The organism is Streptomyces sp. NPDC002125, assembly GCF_053593715.1.
Genome location: NZ_JBSFDD010000041.1, coordinates 1 through 15,477 on the forward strand (window position 1 = coordinate 1; position 15,477 = coordinate 15,477).

The following is a 15,477-nucleotide window of genomic DNA, read 5'->3' on the forward strand; positions in this document are numbered from 1 at the left end:
GCGCTTCTGGGACCGGTGGGGCCGGCCGCTGCGCGCCCGGCTGGCCCGCGCGGTGCGCGGGCCTGGGCGTGGGGTGTGGTGGTGCGGCTAGTGGGGCCTCCAGTTGGGGAGTTGGGGGAGCGCGGGGCGCTCCTGGCGGGTCCGCTGCGCTCCCCCGCTGGGCGGTCCTTCCGGCTGCGCCTCCAGAACCTTGAGGGCCCGCGATGCGGGCCGGGCTGGTTAGGAGGGTGGGGGTCGCTCGTTCGGGTTGGGGTTTCAGTATAGCGGGTGCATCCGGGAGATGCACATGTAGCATTGGCGGAAGCAGAGGACACCCCCCAACTATCCGGGCAGGGCGCTCCTTTTGATCGAAGGCCAGTTTTCCCTAAACGAAGGAATGGCAGTGGATCTCTTCCCTATCTGGAAGCGCTACGTTCGTGCTGTGGAGCAGGAACTCATTCGGTCGGGTTTCCCGGGGGCTTCCTACTCGGTGGTCTGCACTGACGAGCAGCGCGGCTCCTGCGTTGCTACGTGGCGCTGGCCCGTGGGCACGCCTTCCGTGAACGCGCAGGCGTGGCCCGAGGGGATCACCCTGACGTGGTCCTCCGCCAGGCGCTGGACGTACAGCGTGCTGGACGACTACGGGCTGGAGAACACCCTCGTACTGCCCGTCCCGTCTCTGGCTGCGCCTTCCGCCCTCAGCAGGGTCCTGCCTGCGCTGATGGACGGCAGGCACGGGCTGCTCCCGGCTTCCGAGGAGCGGTGGGAGCACGCCGGGCTGCTGGAGTCATGGGCCGAAACAGCGGCTGCGTACGGCGGTGACAAGTACGACGCCGCCTACCAGGCGGCCGAAGAGGAGGCGGAGACCTTCCTGCGGTGGCAGGAAGAGCTGGACGGCGAAGAGCCCGGGACGGCGGCCGGAGCGGGTGCCGGCCTTTCCGAGGACGGCGGGGAGCCTGCCGGGCTGACTCGGTACCGGGTCCTGGCCATGCGGACCGACGAGGCGCACCCGGGAGCGGCCACGCTGACCAACTACACCGAGGCGCGGTCGGTGGAGGAGGCCCTGGCGAAGGTCCGCCGGGCCAACGAGCGGCCCGGCGGCCTGTACGGGGAGCAGGGCCTGTACCGGGTGGTGGAGGTGACCGAGGAGGGGCCGGCCGGTGAGGTCCTGCGCCAGGAGGCCGCCCGCCGCACGTTCGTCGACGTGGTCATGAACGCCGCGCGGGCCGAGATGAGTCAGGACTTCACGGGGATGCCCCACTCGGAGATGTTCGGCATCCTGTGCGACTTCTTCACCCGGGCCATCGTCTTCCCCGGCCAGTTCGGCTTCCCCGACGGCAGCGCCCCCGACGACGACCAGCTCCACACCAGCGACCCCGCCCGCGCCCTGTCCCGCCTGCTCCTGCAACACCTCAACCACCACGCCCTGGAACTCATCGAAGCCGACGACCGAGCACCTGCGCACCTGCCGGAATACCCGAATGACGAGGACGGACGATGAGCAGGATTCCGCTCAAGAAACACCAGGTGGACCAGAAAGCAGCGTTCCGGAAATGGGTCGGATTCCCTGCAAGATCAACTGTGCCGCCGCAGGGTGCCCGGGGCACGATCGTGTCAGCGACCGGCTCAGGTAAAACGATCATGGCCGCTGCGAGCGCCCTGGAGTGCTTCCCGGACGGCCGAATCCTCGTCACCGTCCCCACCCTGGATCTCCTCGTGCAGACCGCCCAGGCGTGGCGGGCGGTGGGCCACCGGGCGCCGATGGTCGCGGTGTGCTCGCTGGAGAACGACGCGGTGCTCAACTCGCTGGGCGTGCGGACCACCACGAACCCGATCCAGCTGGCCCTGTGGGCCGGGTCGGGGCCCGTGGTCGTGTTCGCCACGTACGCCTCTCTCGTGGACCGCGAGGACGTCGACGCACCGTTGGGCCAGCGGAAGGTTCGCGGGCCGCTGGAGGCCGCTCTGGCGGGCGGAGAGCGCCTGTACGGGCAGCAGATGGCCCCGTTCGACCTGACCATCGTGGACGAAGCCCACTCAACCACGGGCGAGCTCGGTCGCCCGTGGGCCGCGATCCACGACAACGCCCGCATCCCCTCCGCCTTCCGGCTCTACCTCACCGCGACCCCGCGCATCCTCGCCGCAGCCCGCCCCCAGAAGGGCACCGCTGGTAAGGAGGCGGATATCGCGAGCATGGCCGATGACCCCGGCGGCCTGTTCGGTGCCTGGCTCCCCGGCGCGGAGCTAGGGCTCTCGGAGGCGATCGAGCGGGAGGTCCTCGCCGGGTTCGAGATCGACGTCCTGGAGATCCGCGACCCGGCCCCGGTGGTCGGGGAGTCGGAGGAGGCGCGGCGGGGCCGGCGGCTGGCCCTGTTGCAGACCGCGCTTCTGGAGCACGCGGCGGCGTACAACCTGCGTACGGTGATGACGTTCCACCAGAAGGTCGAGGAAGCGCGCGCGTTCGCGGACAAGCTCCCCGAGACCGCAGCCGACCTGTACATGAACGACGCCTCCGACGCCGACCTGGCCGCCGCAGACCGGCTGCCGAAGTCGTCGATCGACGCGGACTTCTACGAGCTGGAGGCTGGACGCCACGTACCCCCGGACCGCGTGTGGTCGGCGTGGCTGTGCGGCGACCACACGGTGGCCGAAAGGCGCGAGGCGCTGCGCCAGTTCGCCAACGGCATCGACGCGGACGGGCGCAGGGTGCACCGCGCCTTCCTCGCCAGCGTTCGCGTTCTTGGCGAAGGCGTCGACATCACCGGCGAGCGGGGAGTGGACTCGATCTGCTTCGCGGACACCCGCGGCTCACAGGTCGAGATCGTCCAGAACATCGGCCGCGCGCTCCGCCTCAACAAGGACGGCAGCACGAAGGTCGCCAGGATCATCGTGCCGGTGTTCCTGGAGCCGAACGAGGACCCCACGGACATGGTCGCCAGCGCCAGCTTCCGCCCGCTTGTAGCCGTACTCCAGGGATTGCGTTCGCATGACGAACGTCTGGTCGAACAGCTCGCCTCCCGGGCGCTCAGCAGCGGGAAGCGCACGGTGCACGTCCAGCGCGACGAGGACGGGCGGATCGTCGGGGCCGGCGGCGAGAGCGACGGCGAGGACCAGGAGGGCGACGACACCGACGCCGCCGCCGAATCGGCGCTGCTGCACTTCTCCACCCCGCGCGACGCCGCCACGATCGCCGCGTTCCTGCGCACCCGGGTCTACCGGCCCGAATCGCTGGCCTGGCTGGAGGGCTACCAGGCACTCATCCGCTGGCGGGCCGAGAACGAGATCACCGGCGTCCACGCCGTGCCCTACGAGGTCGAGGTCGAGGTAGGAGTCACGAAGTCGTTCCCGCTGGGTCGATGGGTCCATCAGCAGCGGAAAGCGCTGCGGGCCGGGGAACTCGATCCGCACCGCAAGGAACTCCTGGACGCCCCGGAGGCCGGGATGGTCTGGGAACCCGGCGAGGAAGCCTGGGAGAACAAGCTCGCCGCTCTCCGGTCCTACCGGCAGGCGACCGGGCACCTCGCCCCGAGGCAGGACGCCGTGTGGGGCGAGGGCGAGGCGATGGTGCCCATCGGGCAGCACCTCGCCAATCTCCGGCGCAAGGGCGGGCTCGGCAAGGACCCCAAGCGCGCGGCGGAGCGGGCGGCGCAGCTGGCGGCGATCGACCCGGATTGGAACTGCCCGTGGTCGCTGAACTGGCAGCGGCACTACCGGGTGCTCGCCGACCTGGTCGACGCCGACGGGGTGCTCCCGTACATCGCCCCGGGCGTGGTCATGGACGGTGATGACATCGGGGCCTGGCGGTGGAAGCAGCAGAACGCGGGCGTCCAGGCGCAGCTGATGCCGGAGCAGCGCGAACGTCTGGCCAAGCTCGGCATCCCGATCGCTGAGCTGCCCTCTCCAGCCCCGGCAGCAGCCCGTACGACGAAGGCCAAGGCGAAGGGGCCAAGCAGGGCTCAAGTGGCGTTCCAGCGGGGCCTGGCGGCGCTCTCGCAATGGGTGGAGCAGGAAGGCGCCGACCGGCCGGTGCCCCGGGGGGCGGTTGTCGAGATCACCGTCGACGGCGAAGCCGGACCGGTACCCATCAAGCTCGGCGTGTGGGTATCGAACACCAAATCGAGAAGGGACCGGCTGGAGGCCGACCAGCTCGCGGCCCTCGCCGCGCTGGGCATGGACTGGGCCGGGCCGCCACCGGCCATCGAGGCCGCCCCGGAGCAGCCCCCCTCGGAGACCACCGCGCCGGTAGCCAGGCAGCCGCGGTCCGAGCGGGAGCACCACGAGGAGTGCGAGGAGGAACTCTTCGAGGGAGCGAACTGCTCATGCCGGTCCATCGAACGCTTCGGCCCCCCGTCCGAGCGCGAGAGCTACTGGGACAACCTCTAATCCAGCTCCCCCACCAAGGCGGGCCCCGGACCTCTTAGGTCTGGGGCCCGCCCTGTCGTCAGCCGCACACGGGCCCGGCCACTGAAACACGGAGTGAAACGCGCCCCGCCCTGCTCCCCCAGTGCTGGCGTTCTTGCAGGTCAGCGTGAAACGCGGCCCTCCGTTTCACTCCCGCGTTTCAGGGGGCGTTTCACTCACGCGTCCGGTCAGGCAGCTCGGCCGGCTCGCTGGGCGCGGACCGCCTGGCGCAGCGCGGAGCGGGCGGCCGGTACGGAGGGGGCGGTCTGCCAGTAGGGGTGCCACCAGAGCCGTACGGACAGGTGCAGGAGGCGTCGGCGCAGGGCGGTGGGGTCGTGGGGGTGGGGTGCGGTGAGCGCGTCGTAGGTGGTGTTCCAGGCGTGCTGTGTCTGCACCAGGTCGTCGGGGAAGGCGGTCGCGTCCATATCTGCATTAGATCGCTTGTTCGATTTGTGTGTCACTTCGGGCACGCCGATGCGCTGGGTGCCGTGCTTCAGGCGCCGGTGGCGTGGTCCACCAGGGCCCACATCCGTGAGAGCTCGCCCGTGGTGATGGCGGTGCCCGGGTCTTCCGCGAGGAGCCGGGCCGCGCCGGTGACCAGCGAGGCCACCGCCACGATCCGGATCTGCTGGTCCGGGGTGAGCCACGGGGCGTCCTGGACCGCGCACGGCACAAACACCAGCTTGCTGCGGGTCTCCGCATCGAGGCCGCCCGTGCCGTCGACCATCACCCCGCCGGGGTCCATGCGGTCGCAGTCCTGCGGATCCAGGGCTGCCGTCGCCGCCTCGATCGATTCCGGCAGGTCGATGAGGAGCCAGGAGCCGACCGGGCCGGGAGCCGGTCCCGTGGGCAGGGAGCGGATCCACGCCGCCGCGCGGCGGCCGGCCGCCGCAGCCGCCGCGAGCGCTTCCTCCTCGCCCTCCCACGGCTCGTAGGGAACATCATCGGCAGACCCGGCAGGCAGGTACGAGAGCGTCACCCCCGGATAACCGCCCACCGGACCCGAAGGTTGCGCAGGGCCTGACGCCGCCTCGGATCAGGAGCGCAGCCGGGAGAACCATCCGCCGGACTTCGGCCTGGGCGCCGGGCTCGGCTCCGGCCGCTCCTCGGTGGACACACGAGGGCGGCTGTCTGGCCAGGCGTTCTTGATGCTGTCCTCGTACTCCTGAGCGCAGGTCTCGCACAACGTCGGATGCTTTTCCTGCCCAAGGGGATGCCAGCCGGTGCGCTCCACCGCCTTCCACCGCTCGTCGGTGAACGCCGCCTTGCACTCGGTGCAGTGGGGACGATGAGGGAAGCGCATGAACTCCTGACGCGCCCATTCGGGAAGCGGCTCCTGGTGCTCCTCCTGCCTGCCGGGCGTGGGGGCTGCGCTCGCGACGGTGAAGGCCTTGCAGTCGTCGCACAGGTGAGGGTGGGTGTCGACGGGGCGGCCCCAGTCCGTCTCCTCGGCGGCTTCCCACCGTTCGTCGGTGAACCGCGCCCCGCAGCCGGCGCAGGCTGGACGGGAGGCTTCGCGCTGGGCCGCCTCCCGTGCCGCTTCGACGGCCTTCTTCGCCGCTTGCTCCCGGGCTATCTCCCGCAGCTGCGCCTGGTACTCCTCCTGCCGAACCCTGGACTCCTCTGCCTCGCGGGCGAGGAACGCCGCAAGACGGGGGTTGCCGATCGCGTCCAGGAGCGGCTGGGGGCGGTCTCGGCCGAAGCGGAAGAACACCGGGCCCTGCGGTCCGTGCTCGCGCAGGGGCCTCAGCCCGACCACGACGATCGGGATCCTCCTGTCGTAGGAGTGGTAGCCCTCCGGCATCCGCTCCCCCTGCCAGAGGTGGCGGGTGAGCTCTTGCAGGCGCGGGATCGTCCGGTTGGGGTTGCGCTCGCCGATGTGGTTGAACACCAGCAGCACCGGCGGGTGCGGTGCCTCCCCGTACTCGTGCTCGGGAACGGTCCAGCGGGTGCGCCACATGGGCCGTTCCTGCCCGTCGGTGTCCTTCACCCTCCGGCGGAAGAACCGGGCGTACTTCTCCAGCTTCGCCGCGAGCTCCTCGGCGGTCTCGTGGCAGTTGTCGACCTCGATGAACAACAACGGCACCCCGTCCTGCGGTGCGGTGAGCACCACGTCGGCCTGGGCGCCGCCCTTGCCCGGCGCGTTCCACGTACCGGTCGCCGGGAGCGGGACCTCGGTCCAGTACGAGCCGATCGTGCCGACCCCGGACGGGGTGTCGACGGCGGCCTGGGCGGCCGCCTGGATGTGGGGCGGGTCGTCGGCGAGCTTGGCCACGTCCGGCTTCGGGCGCAGCAGGGCGATCACCGTCTCGTTCACGGCCATCGGGTGGGAGGCCCCGGAGGAGCCCGCGCCGCGCGCGGTGGAGCCCATCTCCGTCGCCGGGCGCCGCAGCTCCCAGGAGGCGGCCTCCAGGCCCTTGGAGGTGAGGTTGCGCAGGGTGTCGCCGGTGTCGGTGGAGCCGCCGTTCTCGGACAGCCCGTGCCCCCGCATGTCGGAGAGCGCGCCGGTGTGCGAGGCGGTACGGGCCTGCTTCCGCTTCGAGGCCGGTTCCTTGTCGGCGTGCCGGAAGGTCAGGTGCGGGGCGCTGATCCGCTGGATCTGGTCGGCCGTGGCCACCTTGAGCGTTCCGAGCACGTGCAGCACGTCGGCGCGGTAGCTGTTCGTCGATCCCGCCGGGTTGGTCTTCCGCTTCCCCGCCATCAGCCCTGCTCCCTCGTCGTCGTCGCTCGCGACCGGCTGCTCGGCAGGCCGCCGCCGTCGCGGCTGCTGCGGCTGCCGGTGGCCGCGTCCGGCCGGGGAGGGCGTCCGGCCCCCCGGAACCCGATGATCTCCTCCACTACGGACAACAAGGAGGAGAGAAGAGGGTTGTGACGGCGCAGTTTTCGCGCCGATTGCGGCGCTGACAAGGAGTTTTCCTCCCGCCAGGGGTGCCGGGCACCAAAGGGGGTTCCCGAGGGGCCTCCGAAGTGGGCACCCAGGGAGCCCCCTTCGGCCGGTCCGGTACAGGGCCGCCTGTCTGCCGGGGACCGGCCCGTGCGGTGGTGCAGCCCGGCCCTCGGGTGGATGGTCGTCATCGTCTCGTCTCCTTCGCCGCCCCGGCCGGAGTGATCGGGGCAGCGAGCAGCGTGCAGGAGACCCCCTTGACCGTCGTCTAACCGCCGCCGTGAGCCGCCCCGGTCAAGGGGAAACGCGGCCACGCACGAGGCGGTAGCGGACGTGGTCAAGGGGGTGCGCCGACTGCGTCCATGAGGCATTCGGCTCTCTAGCAGCACGGCGAGGCGCGAGGCCCGGACCGGGTGGTCCGGGCCTTCGTCATGCCTCGGGAAATCCCTCACATCCAGTGCTGTCCAGCAGCTCCCTGACGGCCCCAGGGGGTGAAGACACCGCTCCCGGACGAGCCCGAGACGCAAGCACCCGCGACCTGACACGGTCCCGCCCCGACTGAACGAACTCCCGTTGGAGGACATTCCCATGAGCACCCACCAGACACCCGGGGCAGTGAACGACCCCACCGGGCCTACGCTGGTCACAACGCCACCCTGGGCCCGGGTCGAGACCTCACAGGGACGCTCTCACGCAGAGAGCCGCAGCAGGACCGCCGACCGCGCGGCACACACCCCCGCGGACGACACCACGCAGGTGTCCGCTGTCCTCGCCACTTCTGCTCAAGGGAGCAGCATCATGACCCGGGACAACGTCCCCATCCCCACCCAGCCCTCCGCACCGGCGCCCACCCAGCCGCCTTCCGGTGCCGCACCGGACCAACCTGCGGACCCGCCGCCCGCCGTCCGGCAACCGGCCATCGGCGCCGACGTACCCGCCGCGATAGTCCGAGGCGCTGCCCAGGGCGCGGCCCACGGCACCGCTCGGACGTTCCTAGCCCGCCTCACCGAGGAGTTCCTCGCAGACCCGCCCGACTGGGTCAGAACGCTGGGGAGCTTCGTCAAGGGGCTGTGGGACTAGCAGCCGAGGCCGGGCAGGCCCCAGCCTGCCCGGCCAGCGAAGCGGATCCCTGTACCACACACCCCCTTGACCACGGCCTGACCGGCGACCCGAACGTGCTGTGTCAAGGAGAAACGCGCGCCGGGCCGTACCTGGTCAAGGGGTCGGCGTCCGGTTCCACTCACCACGCGGTGGGGAGTGGAACTCACCATGCAGATGTGGCGGGAGGAGGTACTCACCATGCCCGTGGTGAGTGGAACTCACCACGGGCATTCGCTGCGCTGTTTCAAAAACTGGCCCCTGCACGAGGCATGCACTGACCCGAGCCTGCTTGGCCGGACTCCAGTTCCAAGAGACAGGTGCCCGTTGGAAAATGGCTGGTCATGGCGTTCCAACTCCGATGGATGGTGCGCCCGGGAGTGGTGGCCATCGTCACCGGGCGCATCAGATCAGAGTGGGCTCCACTCGGTGGGCTCCACTCGGTGGAGTGGACGCGGAGCATCGCCGATGGGCACCACCGCATCGCGCACGCCATCGGGCCCGCTCAGTGGCCGGCCTCCCGGCCACGGTGCGGTCCGGGCTCCTGCGGGCGAAGTGCCTGCTGATCGTCCGGGCGTCCCGGCTGTGGCATCTCGGCATCGTCGCGGTGTGAGTAGCGGTCCATCGTCGTGTGGGCCCGGTCGGCTGCGGCGGTGAACGCGTCCTGGAGGTGGCGCAGGCGTTCGGCGGTGAGGTCGAGGGCTTCCACGTCCGTGCGGGAGTCCCGCAGGGCCCGCAACGCCGCCAGGTCCAGCGCCTCATGACGGCCGGGCTTGTCGTCCTGGTCGTCGTGCTCGGGGTCGGCCGACTCGGGTGCGAGCAGCTGCTCGGGCATCGCCGCCTGCTGGTGAGCGACGACGTCGTACGCCCGGCCCCGCACGGCAGTGGCGGCGGTGGTACGCAGCTGCTCGCGGACCACCGCACCGGCCAGGACGGCACGGTCGTACTGGAGCGGGACGCGAGGGATCTCCCACTCCCCCGCGTCCTGGCCCGGAGGCCGGGGCGCGGGCGGCTCGCCTGAGTCGGTCGAGGAGCGCCGCTCCGGATCAGACGCAGCGGGTGGGCGGCGTCGGGCGGGGAGGTCGGACAGGGCCCAGCGGGCGGTGTAGAGCCGGTAGCCGGCTTCCAGGCCGCGTACGGTCGTCGGCTCGCTGATATCCACACAGTGGGCGGAGATCGCGGCGGCCACGACCTGGTCGTCCAGGCCGGGGTCGCGACGGCGGCCGCGCAGGACCAGGGCGAGGTGGCGGCGGGCCTCGGCGAGCAGGTGACGGCGGTGGAAGCGGCCCCCGTTGTTCATCACGAACACCGTCGCGGTGACGTCGACGGCCGCCAGCGCGATGTCGACCGCGGCCGCGACCCGGGCCCGGATCGCGGCGGCCGCGGCACGGGCGTACTCGAGGAGCGAGGAGATGACGTCGGCAGGGACACCGGAGGTGCGGATCGCGCTCACCTTCCAGTCCGCGCGCAGCTGCGCGAGCGAGCGGGCCTTGCCCTTCTTCGGCGGGCGGGTCTTCCTCGCGGCGATCTGGTTCAGCTTGGCGCGGGCGCGTTCGGAGACCACGGGCAGGTACTTCGGTTCGCCGTCGTCGTCGACGGCGGTGACGTACTCGTGCTCCAGCTCCGAGAGGCAAGAGGCGATCTGGTCGCTGCGCTGGGCAGTCCAGCGGATCAGCCCGTACGGCACCCCCGCGATCTCCATCACCGGCCGGCGCCCCGACGTGACGGTGCGCGGCTCGGTCGCCAGCCCCAGCTCCTCACAGACCTCGGAGGCGATCAGCTCGTTGTAGAGCGCGGAAGCCGCCACGGTGTTCTCGAACAGGGCCGTGGTGTGGATCGAGCCCCACTTCCCGTCCAGGCGCTGCCCCTTCACCGACAGCAGCACATGGTCATGGAGCAAGGGCCGCCCGGAGCGCGCTTCGTAGTGGCGGAAGCGGGCGGCGACCAGGCCACCGGGCGGCCTCACCCGGTAGTTGCCATCCGTGCCGTACCGGATCACGGCCACCTCGTCCTCGATCCACTCCAGCACCCGGACGATCGCCCGCTCGTGCGCGGCCTCGATCACCCGGCGGGTCTCCTCGTCCCCGAACGCCCACAGCAGGTAGATGCTCGGCTGCGGCCGGAACACGAGGTCGACACCCGTCACCGTCACCCGGCGGCCGAGGGCCCCAGCCCGATACGCCTCCGCCGGGGAGGCACCTTGGGCGAGCCGGTCGGCCTCGATCCGGTCCGCGTGCGGATGGCGGCCGCGCTCGCCGAACAGGTTCCGCAGCTGCGCCTCGGTGACCTCCTCCCCCGGCGCGAGACCGAGCGCGGCCAGGCCGCGGCCCATCCAGCGCCCTACCGGGACACCGGCCTGCTCCTGGGCGGCACGCAACGGCGTGCGGGCCGGGCGCCGGCCATCACCGACGACCGTCTCGCGGAGGTAGTAGCGGTACATCTGACCGGCCCGAATCACTCTGATGTCGACTGTCATACAGACCACGCCACACGGCACTGACCTGCACGAGAGGGCTGATCAGCAGCACGTCCCGCCAGGCGGGAGCAACGGCACAACTCTCTTCACCGGCGCCCGCCGGGCGGGAAGCGGCCCCGCACCGAACACAAACGTCATCGCTCTCCGGCACCACGCGCATGACGACCCGAACGACACCGACAAGCACCACCTAGCACCACCAGGCGTCAAGGAACGAGCGCCACCAACGAGCACCGCCTACAGCAGCCCTCGGCAACCGCCGGGGGCTTCGTCGTGCTGCCCGGAGGAGACCACCATGCCCACCTTCGAGACCTGCCCCCGCTTCACTACCGACCTCCAGCACCTCACCCCCGCCCAGCGCCGGCGCTTCCGCCGCGTCGTCCTGGACGCCTTCGTCCCCGACCTGCGCACCGGCCGCCAGTTCCGCCCCGGCTTACGCATCAAGGGCGTGCGCCGTACCCCGGGCGTCTACGAGCTCACCTGGTCCATGGGCACCGGCCCCGCAGGACGCGCGACGTTCGAGTACGGGACCGAGGTGCGCCCCGGCACACCGCACGTCATCTGGCGCCGCATCGGTACCCACGACATCCTCACCGGGCCCTGATCTCCGAGCTCTGCCCGCGGGCCTGGCGTGGCAACGTCCCCTGATCCGAACAGGCACGCGCCCGCCCCGTTCGCGTCGGGGCGGGCGCGTGCCATGTGCAGGGCGTAAGCCGGGCTTTGTTGAGGGCCGGACCTGCCGTTCACTCCCCCTTCGGGAGCCTGATCGCCACGGACCGGTCGATCTGCTGGAGCAGTGAACCGATCTCCTGGATGAGCGGTACGGCGATGTCCGGCTGCGTGTCGACCGCCCGACGTGCCACGGCCTTGTTGACCTTCTTCGCGGCTGCCTGGAGCGAGGCAAGCGTCATCTGTAGCCGCTCGATGTCCTTCGCCGCGAGCGCGTCGGCCTTGGTATTGCTGGGCTCTTGGGCCGACTCCCCATTTGGGGAGTCGGCGTTGAGCGAGCTGATGTCGGGGACGCCGTCGCTCTTCTCCTCGGCGCTGTCTTGCTTCTCAGGGGTGGTCAGGAGGTCGCGGACGCGGCGGCCGACGTCGGCGGGCTTGGCGTCCTTCGGGAGAGCACCGAGGTCGCTCACCACCTGCTCGACCAGGTCTCCCGTGACGCGGGGGCGGCACCGGGCGATGGTGTCGTAGACCGTGATGGCGACCTTGTCGTTCGTCTGGCGGCGCAGAGTGGTCATCGCGCGGACGTGGGACTCCGGCGGCTTGTGCCCGAGGTTGGCGAGCGCCTCACCGACGCGCCATTCGTCCATGAGCCGGTGGAGCTGGGATTCGGAGACTTCCCAGGTGTCCCAGACCCAGGCCGCGTAGTTGGGGTTCTCCTCGCGGTGCAGCTTGGCGAGGCTCATCGTCTCGAACGACTTGCCCGCGATCCAGAAGGCGTTGCGGAGGTTGTCGACCCCGGCCTTGCAGGCTTCGAGGTCCTCGCGCTCCTGGTCGGACAGTTCGCCCTCGCTGTGGGGCTGGTACGGCGCGGGGATCTGACCGAGAGAGGTACCGGGGAGCGGCTTGACCACCACGGTCTGCGCACCGGCTGCTGCGGCGAGCCCTCCGCCGAAGAGGCCGCCTCCGCCCTGGCCCTGCTGAGCTTCCTTTTCGTCGACGTCGAACAGGCCCATCAGGCACTCCTGGTGTGGTCGAGGACTTCCTGGTTCAGCTCCCGCATCTCTTTGGCCAGCGGGATGATGGTGTCCGGGACGACGTCGGCCGACGTGGCGCGGCCGGCCTTCACGTCGTACTGCGTCGCGGAGGTCGGGAGGAGGGCGGCGTACTCGCCGAACAGCAGCCCCTTCTTTCGGGCGTTGCGGGCGGGCACCTCTCGGTATCCCACGATCGTTTTCAGGATCGGTGTGCCTTCACCCAGCGCTGCGCGGATGTCCTCGTAGACGGCCGCGTGCATCAGTGTCGCGGTGCGGTTCGAGCCGTAGAGGAAGGCCCCTGCCATCTCGAGGTGGGGGTTCACCTGGGTCTTCACGAGCTTGAAGTTCTTGCTGATGCGCTCCATGCCGCGGACCGAGGAATCGTCGGATCGGGTCGGCACGATCAGGTACTTCGCGGCGGCGAGCACCAGCTGCTCCAGGGAGTCCTTCTCCGGGGCGCTGTCGAAGAAGATCCGGTCGTAGAGGGGGGCGATCGGGGCCAGGGCCTGCGCGAGGGACATGACGACGCCTGCGCCCTCCTGGAGGGTGCGCAGCATCAGGAGTCCGTCGATCTCTCCGACCTTGGGGCCGCCGGGCATCACGTCCAGGTTCGGGCGTACTTCGCGGATCGGCCGGAGCGGGGTGCGGTCGTGTATGGCGCTGTAGAGGCCTTCACCGTCTATGACGGACGGGCCCTCGGGGTGGATTCCGCGGTTGAACCGCTTGATGCCGAGGTCGTCGTCATCCTGTCCGGTCACGCAGATGAGGAGGGTTCGGTTTCCCTCGGCTGCGGACTCGCCCGCGAGGTGTGCGGCGACGGTGCTCTTGCCGACGCCGCCCTTCCCTGTGCCGATGACGGTGCTTCCCTCGGGTGGTTCGATCGGCTGCGTTGCGCCTGGGTTCAGCACGGGCGCCCCTTCCTTGTTGCTCCTGCACGGGCCGCACCGTGCGCGGCAGAGGCATCTTGGCACACCTGGAACCCTTGCCAGCACTGGGCTGTGGGCAACACTCCCCATTTGGGGAGTCCATTTCCGGCTCCTTGATCCAGCGGGTGCTGAGCGAGGCGGAGTTGACGGGTACGGGCTCTGGAACGCAAAAAAGCCCCGCCCCCGGCGGCGAGGCCGGGGGCGGGGCTTCGGTACGTCAGGTCACGGGCGCACGTCCGTAATGGCGGTGTTGAGGAGCGCGACGACGTCGCCCTCGTACGGGTCGGTGAACAGCTGGTGGTCGCTGACACAGAGCGGCCCGAACCTCATGGTGATGCGGTAGCCGGACACGAGGGTGGTCTCCCGTCCGTTCAGTGCGGCGCTGAGCCGGTCGCCGTCCTGCTGGGCGTGCCGGGTCTGCGTGTACGGGCCGAGCCGGAGCAGGGTGTAGCCGTCGAGGCTGTCGTCGCGTTTGCGGGCCTCGATGTAGAGGGCGTAGTGGGCGGGGGCCATGCCGACGTCGTCGGGCAGGTGCAGGCCGTTGGCGGCGTGGGTGAGCTGCGTGTAGCCGGGCTGCCAGTAGCCGACGATCGACGTAGTCGGGCAGCGTAGCCAGTCGTGTCCGGTGTAGCCGAGCTGGCGGCCGTGGAGGTAGGCGCCCGCGTACGGGGTGTCGGGGTGGACCAGGGTGACGGCGATCAGGTCGGGGCCGTGGTCGTCGCCGGGGCGGGTGTGCGCGCGTTCCACGAACGGGCCGACGCGTACGGCGATGTCCCGGGCGGTGCCGGGCGTCCAGGGCTCGGGGTTGCGCAGGGCGGTGAGCATCGCGCGGAACTCGTCGACGACGGCCTGGTCCTCGGGGGAGACGGCCCCTGCGGCATGTCCGCAGCGGCGCAGGCGACGGATCATCGGGTGCTCTCCTGTCCGGTGGTGGGGAGGGTGCTGGCGGGGCGGAGGTAGTGGGCGGCGGTGTTCACGAAGGTGTCGTGGGCGTCCTTCGCGGCCTCGCGGGCCGCGGTGAGGTCCTCGGTCGTGGCGTACGCCTCGCGCATGGCGTAGGTCAGCGTGACCATGCGGTCGGCGGCGGTACGGACGGCCTGGTCCTCGATGAGGACGCGCAGGGCGACCTGGGGTCGGGCGATGGCGCTGCGGGTCATGTGGCTCTCGCCGCGCAGGGTTGCGATCCGTTCGGGGCCGGCCCCGGTGAGGGTGGCGTCGCCGCGCTTCCACATCGCGGTGCGGTGGTCGCTGGCGGCGCAGGCCAGGGCGGTGACGGCTTCGAGGCGGTCGCGGCGGATCGTCTCGCTGTGGGTGACGCGGATCTGCCGCTCGGCGGCGCGTTCCTGGAAACGGCCGGAGACGATCGCTCCGAGCAGGGCGGCGACGACGGCGAGAGCGGCGGGGACAAGGACGGCTAACACGCAAGAGCTCCTCGGGTGCGGGGCAGGGAAAGGGAAGGTGCCGTGCCCCGGCCTCTCGGTCGGGACACGGCACCGGGGTTGGTCGGGGGTGCGGAGTGGTCACTCGCCGCCGGTGGACTGACGCTGCTCGAACACGTCGAGGAGGTCGCCGATCTCATCCGGTGCGGGCGCGGTACCGACCCAGGTGCCGGTCTCGGTGAAGACGTCCACGGCATCGGTATCGGCGTCGAACCAGCAGACGTAGGGGCCGTACCGCTCCAGCACCGCCGTGGTGACCACGGCCGGGTCGGTGAGGAGGGGCGCGGTCTCCAGTACGGCGAGGGTGGTGACGGCCAGCCACACGGGATCGTCCGGTGTGCGGGGGAGGTGGAGGTGGCCGGTGACGCGGAGCTTGTCGCCGGGGACCAGGTCGTTCAGGACGGCGTGGGCCAGCTCCGGGTCGGTGACCCCGCACGGCAGGACCATCTCGTCGGTGCGCTCGTCGGTGGGGGAGACGGTGATACGGAACCGGGCCGTGCTGCCGTGCAGGTCGCCGGGCACGGTGGCTTCTTCCAGGAAGCCGTCCAGGGCTATGGCGTCGTTGGTGTCCACG

Annotated in this window: 13 protein-coding genes; 4 read left to right on the plus strand and 9 right to left on the minus strand. The window is 70.8% G+C overall.

Going from position 1 to position 15,477, the window contains the following annotated elements:
* Window positions 1-523: 523 nt before the first annotated feature.
* A complete protein-coding gene (locus tag ACWCQM_RS38500; protein ID WP_450919732.1) occupies window positions 524-1,480 on the plus strand; it encodes a hypothetical protein in 957 nt (318 codons plus the stop codon).
* Complete coding sequence (locus tag ACWCQM_RS38505; protein WP_450919733.1) at window positions 1,477-4,359, plus strand: Helicase associated domain protein; 2,883 nt, start codon at window positions 1,477-1,479, stop codon at window positions 4,357-4,359. Before ACWCQM_RS38500 ends, ACWCQM_RS38505 begins: the two co-directional genes overlap by 4 nt.
* A 206-nt stretch (window positions 4,360-4,565) precedes the next feature.
* Here the strand turns inward: ACWCQM_RS38505 and ACWCQM_RS38510 are convergent, their stop codons facing one another.
* The 3 genes from ACWCQM_RS38510 to ACWCQM_RS38520 all read right to left on the minus strand — a co-directional run bounded on the left by ACWCQM_RS38510 (window position 4,566) and on the right by ACWCQM_RS38520 (window position 7,078).
* Window positions 4,566-4,802, minus strand: a complete 237-nt coding sequence (locus ACWCQM_RS38510) for a hypothetical protein (protein WP_450919734.1) — start codon at window positions 4,800-4,802, stop codon at window positions 4,566-4,568.
* A gap of 68 nt (window positions 4,803-4,870) precedes the next feature.
* The gene (locus ACWCQM_RS38515) at window positions 4,871-5,374 is read right to left on the minus strand and encodes a hypothetical protein (protein ID WP_450919735.1); all 504 of its coding nucleotides are present in this window, start codon (window positions 5,372-5,374) and stop codon (window positions 4,871-4,873) included.
* A 39-nt stretch (window positions 5,375-5,413) separates the two neighbouring features.
* A complete protein-coding gene (locus ACWCQM_RS38520) occupies window positions 5,414-7,078 on the minus strand; it encodes a replication-relaxation family protein (protein WP_450919736.1) in 1,665 nt (554 codons plus the stop codon).
* A 981-nt stretch (window positions 7,079-8,059) separates the two neighbouring features.
* Between ACWCQM_RS38520 and ACWCQM_RS38525 the strand changes: the two genes are divergently transcribed.
* Window positions 8,060-8,341 carry a hypothetical protein gene (locus ACWCQM_RS38525; protein ID WP_189846507.1) on the plus strand — a complete coding sequence of 94 codons (282 nt, stop codon included), beginning with the start codon at window positions 8,060-8,062 and terminating at the stop codon, window positions 8,339-8,341.
* A 523-nt stretch (window positions 8,342-8,864) separates the two neighbouring features.
* Here the strand turns inward: ACWCQM_RS38525 and mobF are convergent.
* Window positions 8,865-10,835: a MobF family relaxase gene (gene mobF / locus ACWCQM_RS38530; RefSeq protein WP_450919737.1), complete on the minus strand. Its 1,971-nt coding sequence runs from the start codon at window positions 10,833-10,835 to the stop codon at window positions 8,865-8,867.
* Window positions 10,836-11,130: 295 nt separating this feature from the next.
* Between mobF and ACWCQM_RS38535 the strand changes: the two genes are divergently transcribed.
* Window positions 11,131-11,439 (plus strand): hypothetical protein, encoded by a 309-nt coding sequence (locus ACWCQM_RS38535; RefSeq protein ID WP_267942947.1) that lies wholly within the window; start codon window positions 11,131-11,133, stop codon window positions 11,437-11,439.
* 139 nt (window positions 11,440-11,578) lie between these two features.
* Here ACWCQM_RS38535 and ACWCQM_RS38540 read toward each other — a convergent pair whose 3' ends face one another.
* From ACWCQM_RS38540 to ACWCQM_RS38560, 5 genes are all read right to left on the minus strand, one after another.
* On the minus strand, window positions 11,579-12,517 hold the full coding sequence (locus ACWCQM_RS38540) for a hypothetical protein (RefSeq protein ID WP_450919738.1): 939 nt from the start codon (window positions 12,515-12,517) through the stop codon (window positions 11,579-11,581).
* Window positions 12,517-13,446: a ParA family protein gene (locus ACWCQM_RS38545; protein ID WP_450919739.1), complete on the minus strand. Its 930-nt coding sequence runs from the start codon at window positions 13,444-13,446 to the stop codon at window positions 12,517-12,519. Before ACWCQM_RS38545 ends, ACWCQM_RS38540 begins: the two co-directional genes overlap by 1 nt.
* Before the next feature lie 240 nt (window positions 13,447-13,686).
* Window positions 13,687-14,373, minus strand: a complete 687-nt coding sequence (locus ACWCQM_RS38550; protein WP_450919740.1) for a hypothetical protein — start codon at window positions 14,371-14,373, stop codon at window positions 13,687-13,689.
* Window positions 14,370-14,885 (minus strand): hypothetical protein, encoded by a 516-nt coding sequence (locus ACWCQM_RS38555; RefSeq protein WP_450919741.1) that lies wholly within the window; start codon window positions 14,883-14,885, stop codon window positions 14,370-14,372. The genes ACWCQM_RS38550 and ACWCQM_RS38555 overlap by 4 nt, the downstream gene beginning before the upstream one ends.
* Before the next feature lie 99 nt (window positions 14,886-14,984).
* A complete protein-coding gene (locus tag ACWCQM_RS38560) occupies window positions 14,985-15,476 on the minus strand; it encodes a hypothetical protein (RefSeq protein ID WP_450919742.1) in 492 nt (163 codons plus the stop codon).
* Window position 15,477: the final 1 nt, after the last annotated feature.

Excerpts from the sequence above, each read along its gene's own strand:
- ACWCQM_RS38505 (WP_450919733.1), top strand. The coding sequence starts at position 1,477 with ATGAGCAGGATTCCGCTCAAGAAACACCAGGTGGACCAGAAAGCAGCG.
- ACWCQM_RS38510 (WP_450919734.1), bottom strand. The coding sequence starts at position 4,802 with ATGGACGCGACCGCCTTCCCCGACGACCTGGTGCAGACACAGCACGCC.
- ACWCQM_RS38520 (WP_450919736.1), bottom strand. The coding sequence starts at position 7,078 with ATGGCGGGGAAGCGGAAGACCAACCCGGCGGGATCGACGAACAGCTAC.
- ACWCQM_RS38525 (WP_189846507.1), top strand. The coding sequence starts at position 8,060 with ATGACCCGGGACAACGTCCCCATCCCCACCCAGCCCTCCGCACCGGCG.
- mobF (WP_450919737.1), bottom strand. The coding sequence starts at position 10,835 with ATGACAGTCGACATCAGAGTGATTCGGGCCGGTCAGATGTACCGCTAC.
- ACWCQM_RS38535 (WP_267942947.1), top strand. The coding sequence starts at position 11,131 with ATGCCCACCTTCGAGACCTGCCCCCGCTTCACTACCGACCTCCAGCAC.
- ACWCQM_RS38540 (WP_450919738.1), bottom strand. The coding sequence starts at position 12,517 with ATGGGCCTGTTCGACGTCGACGAAAAGGAAGCTCAGCAGGGCCAGGGC.
- ACWCQM_RS38550 (WP_450919740.1), bottom strand. The coding sequence starts at position 14,373 with ATGATCCGTCGCCTGCGCCGCTGCGGACATGCCGCAGGGGCCGTCTCC.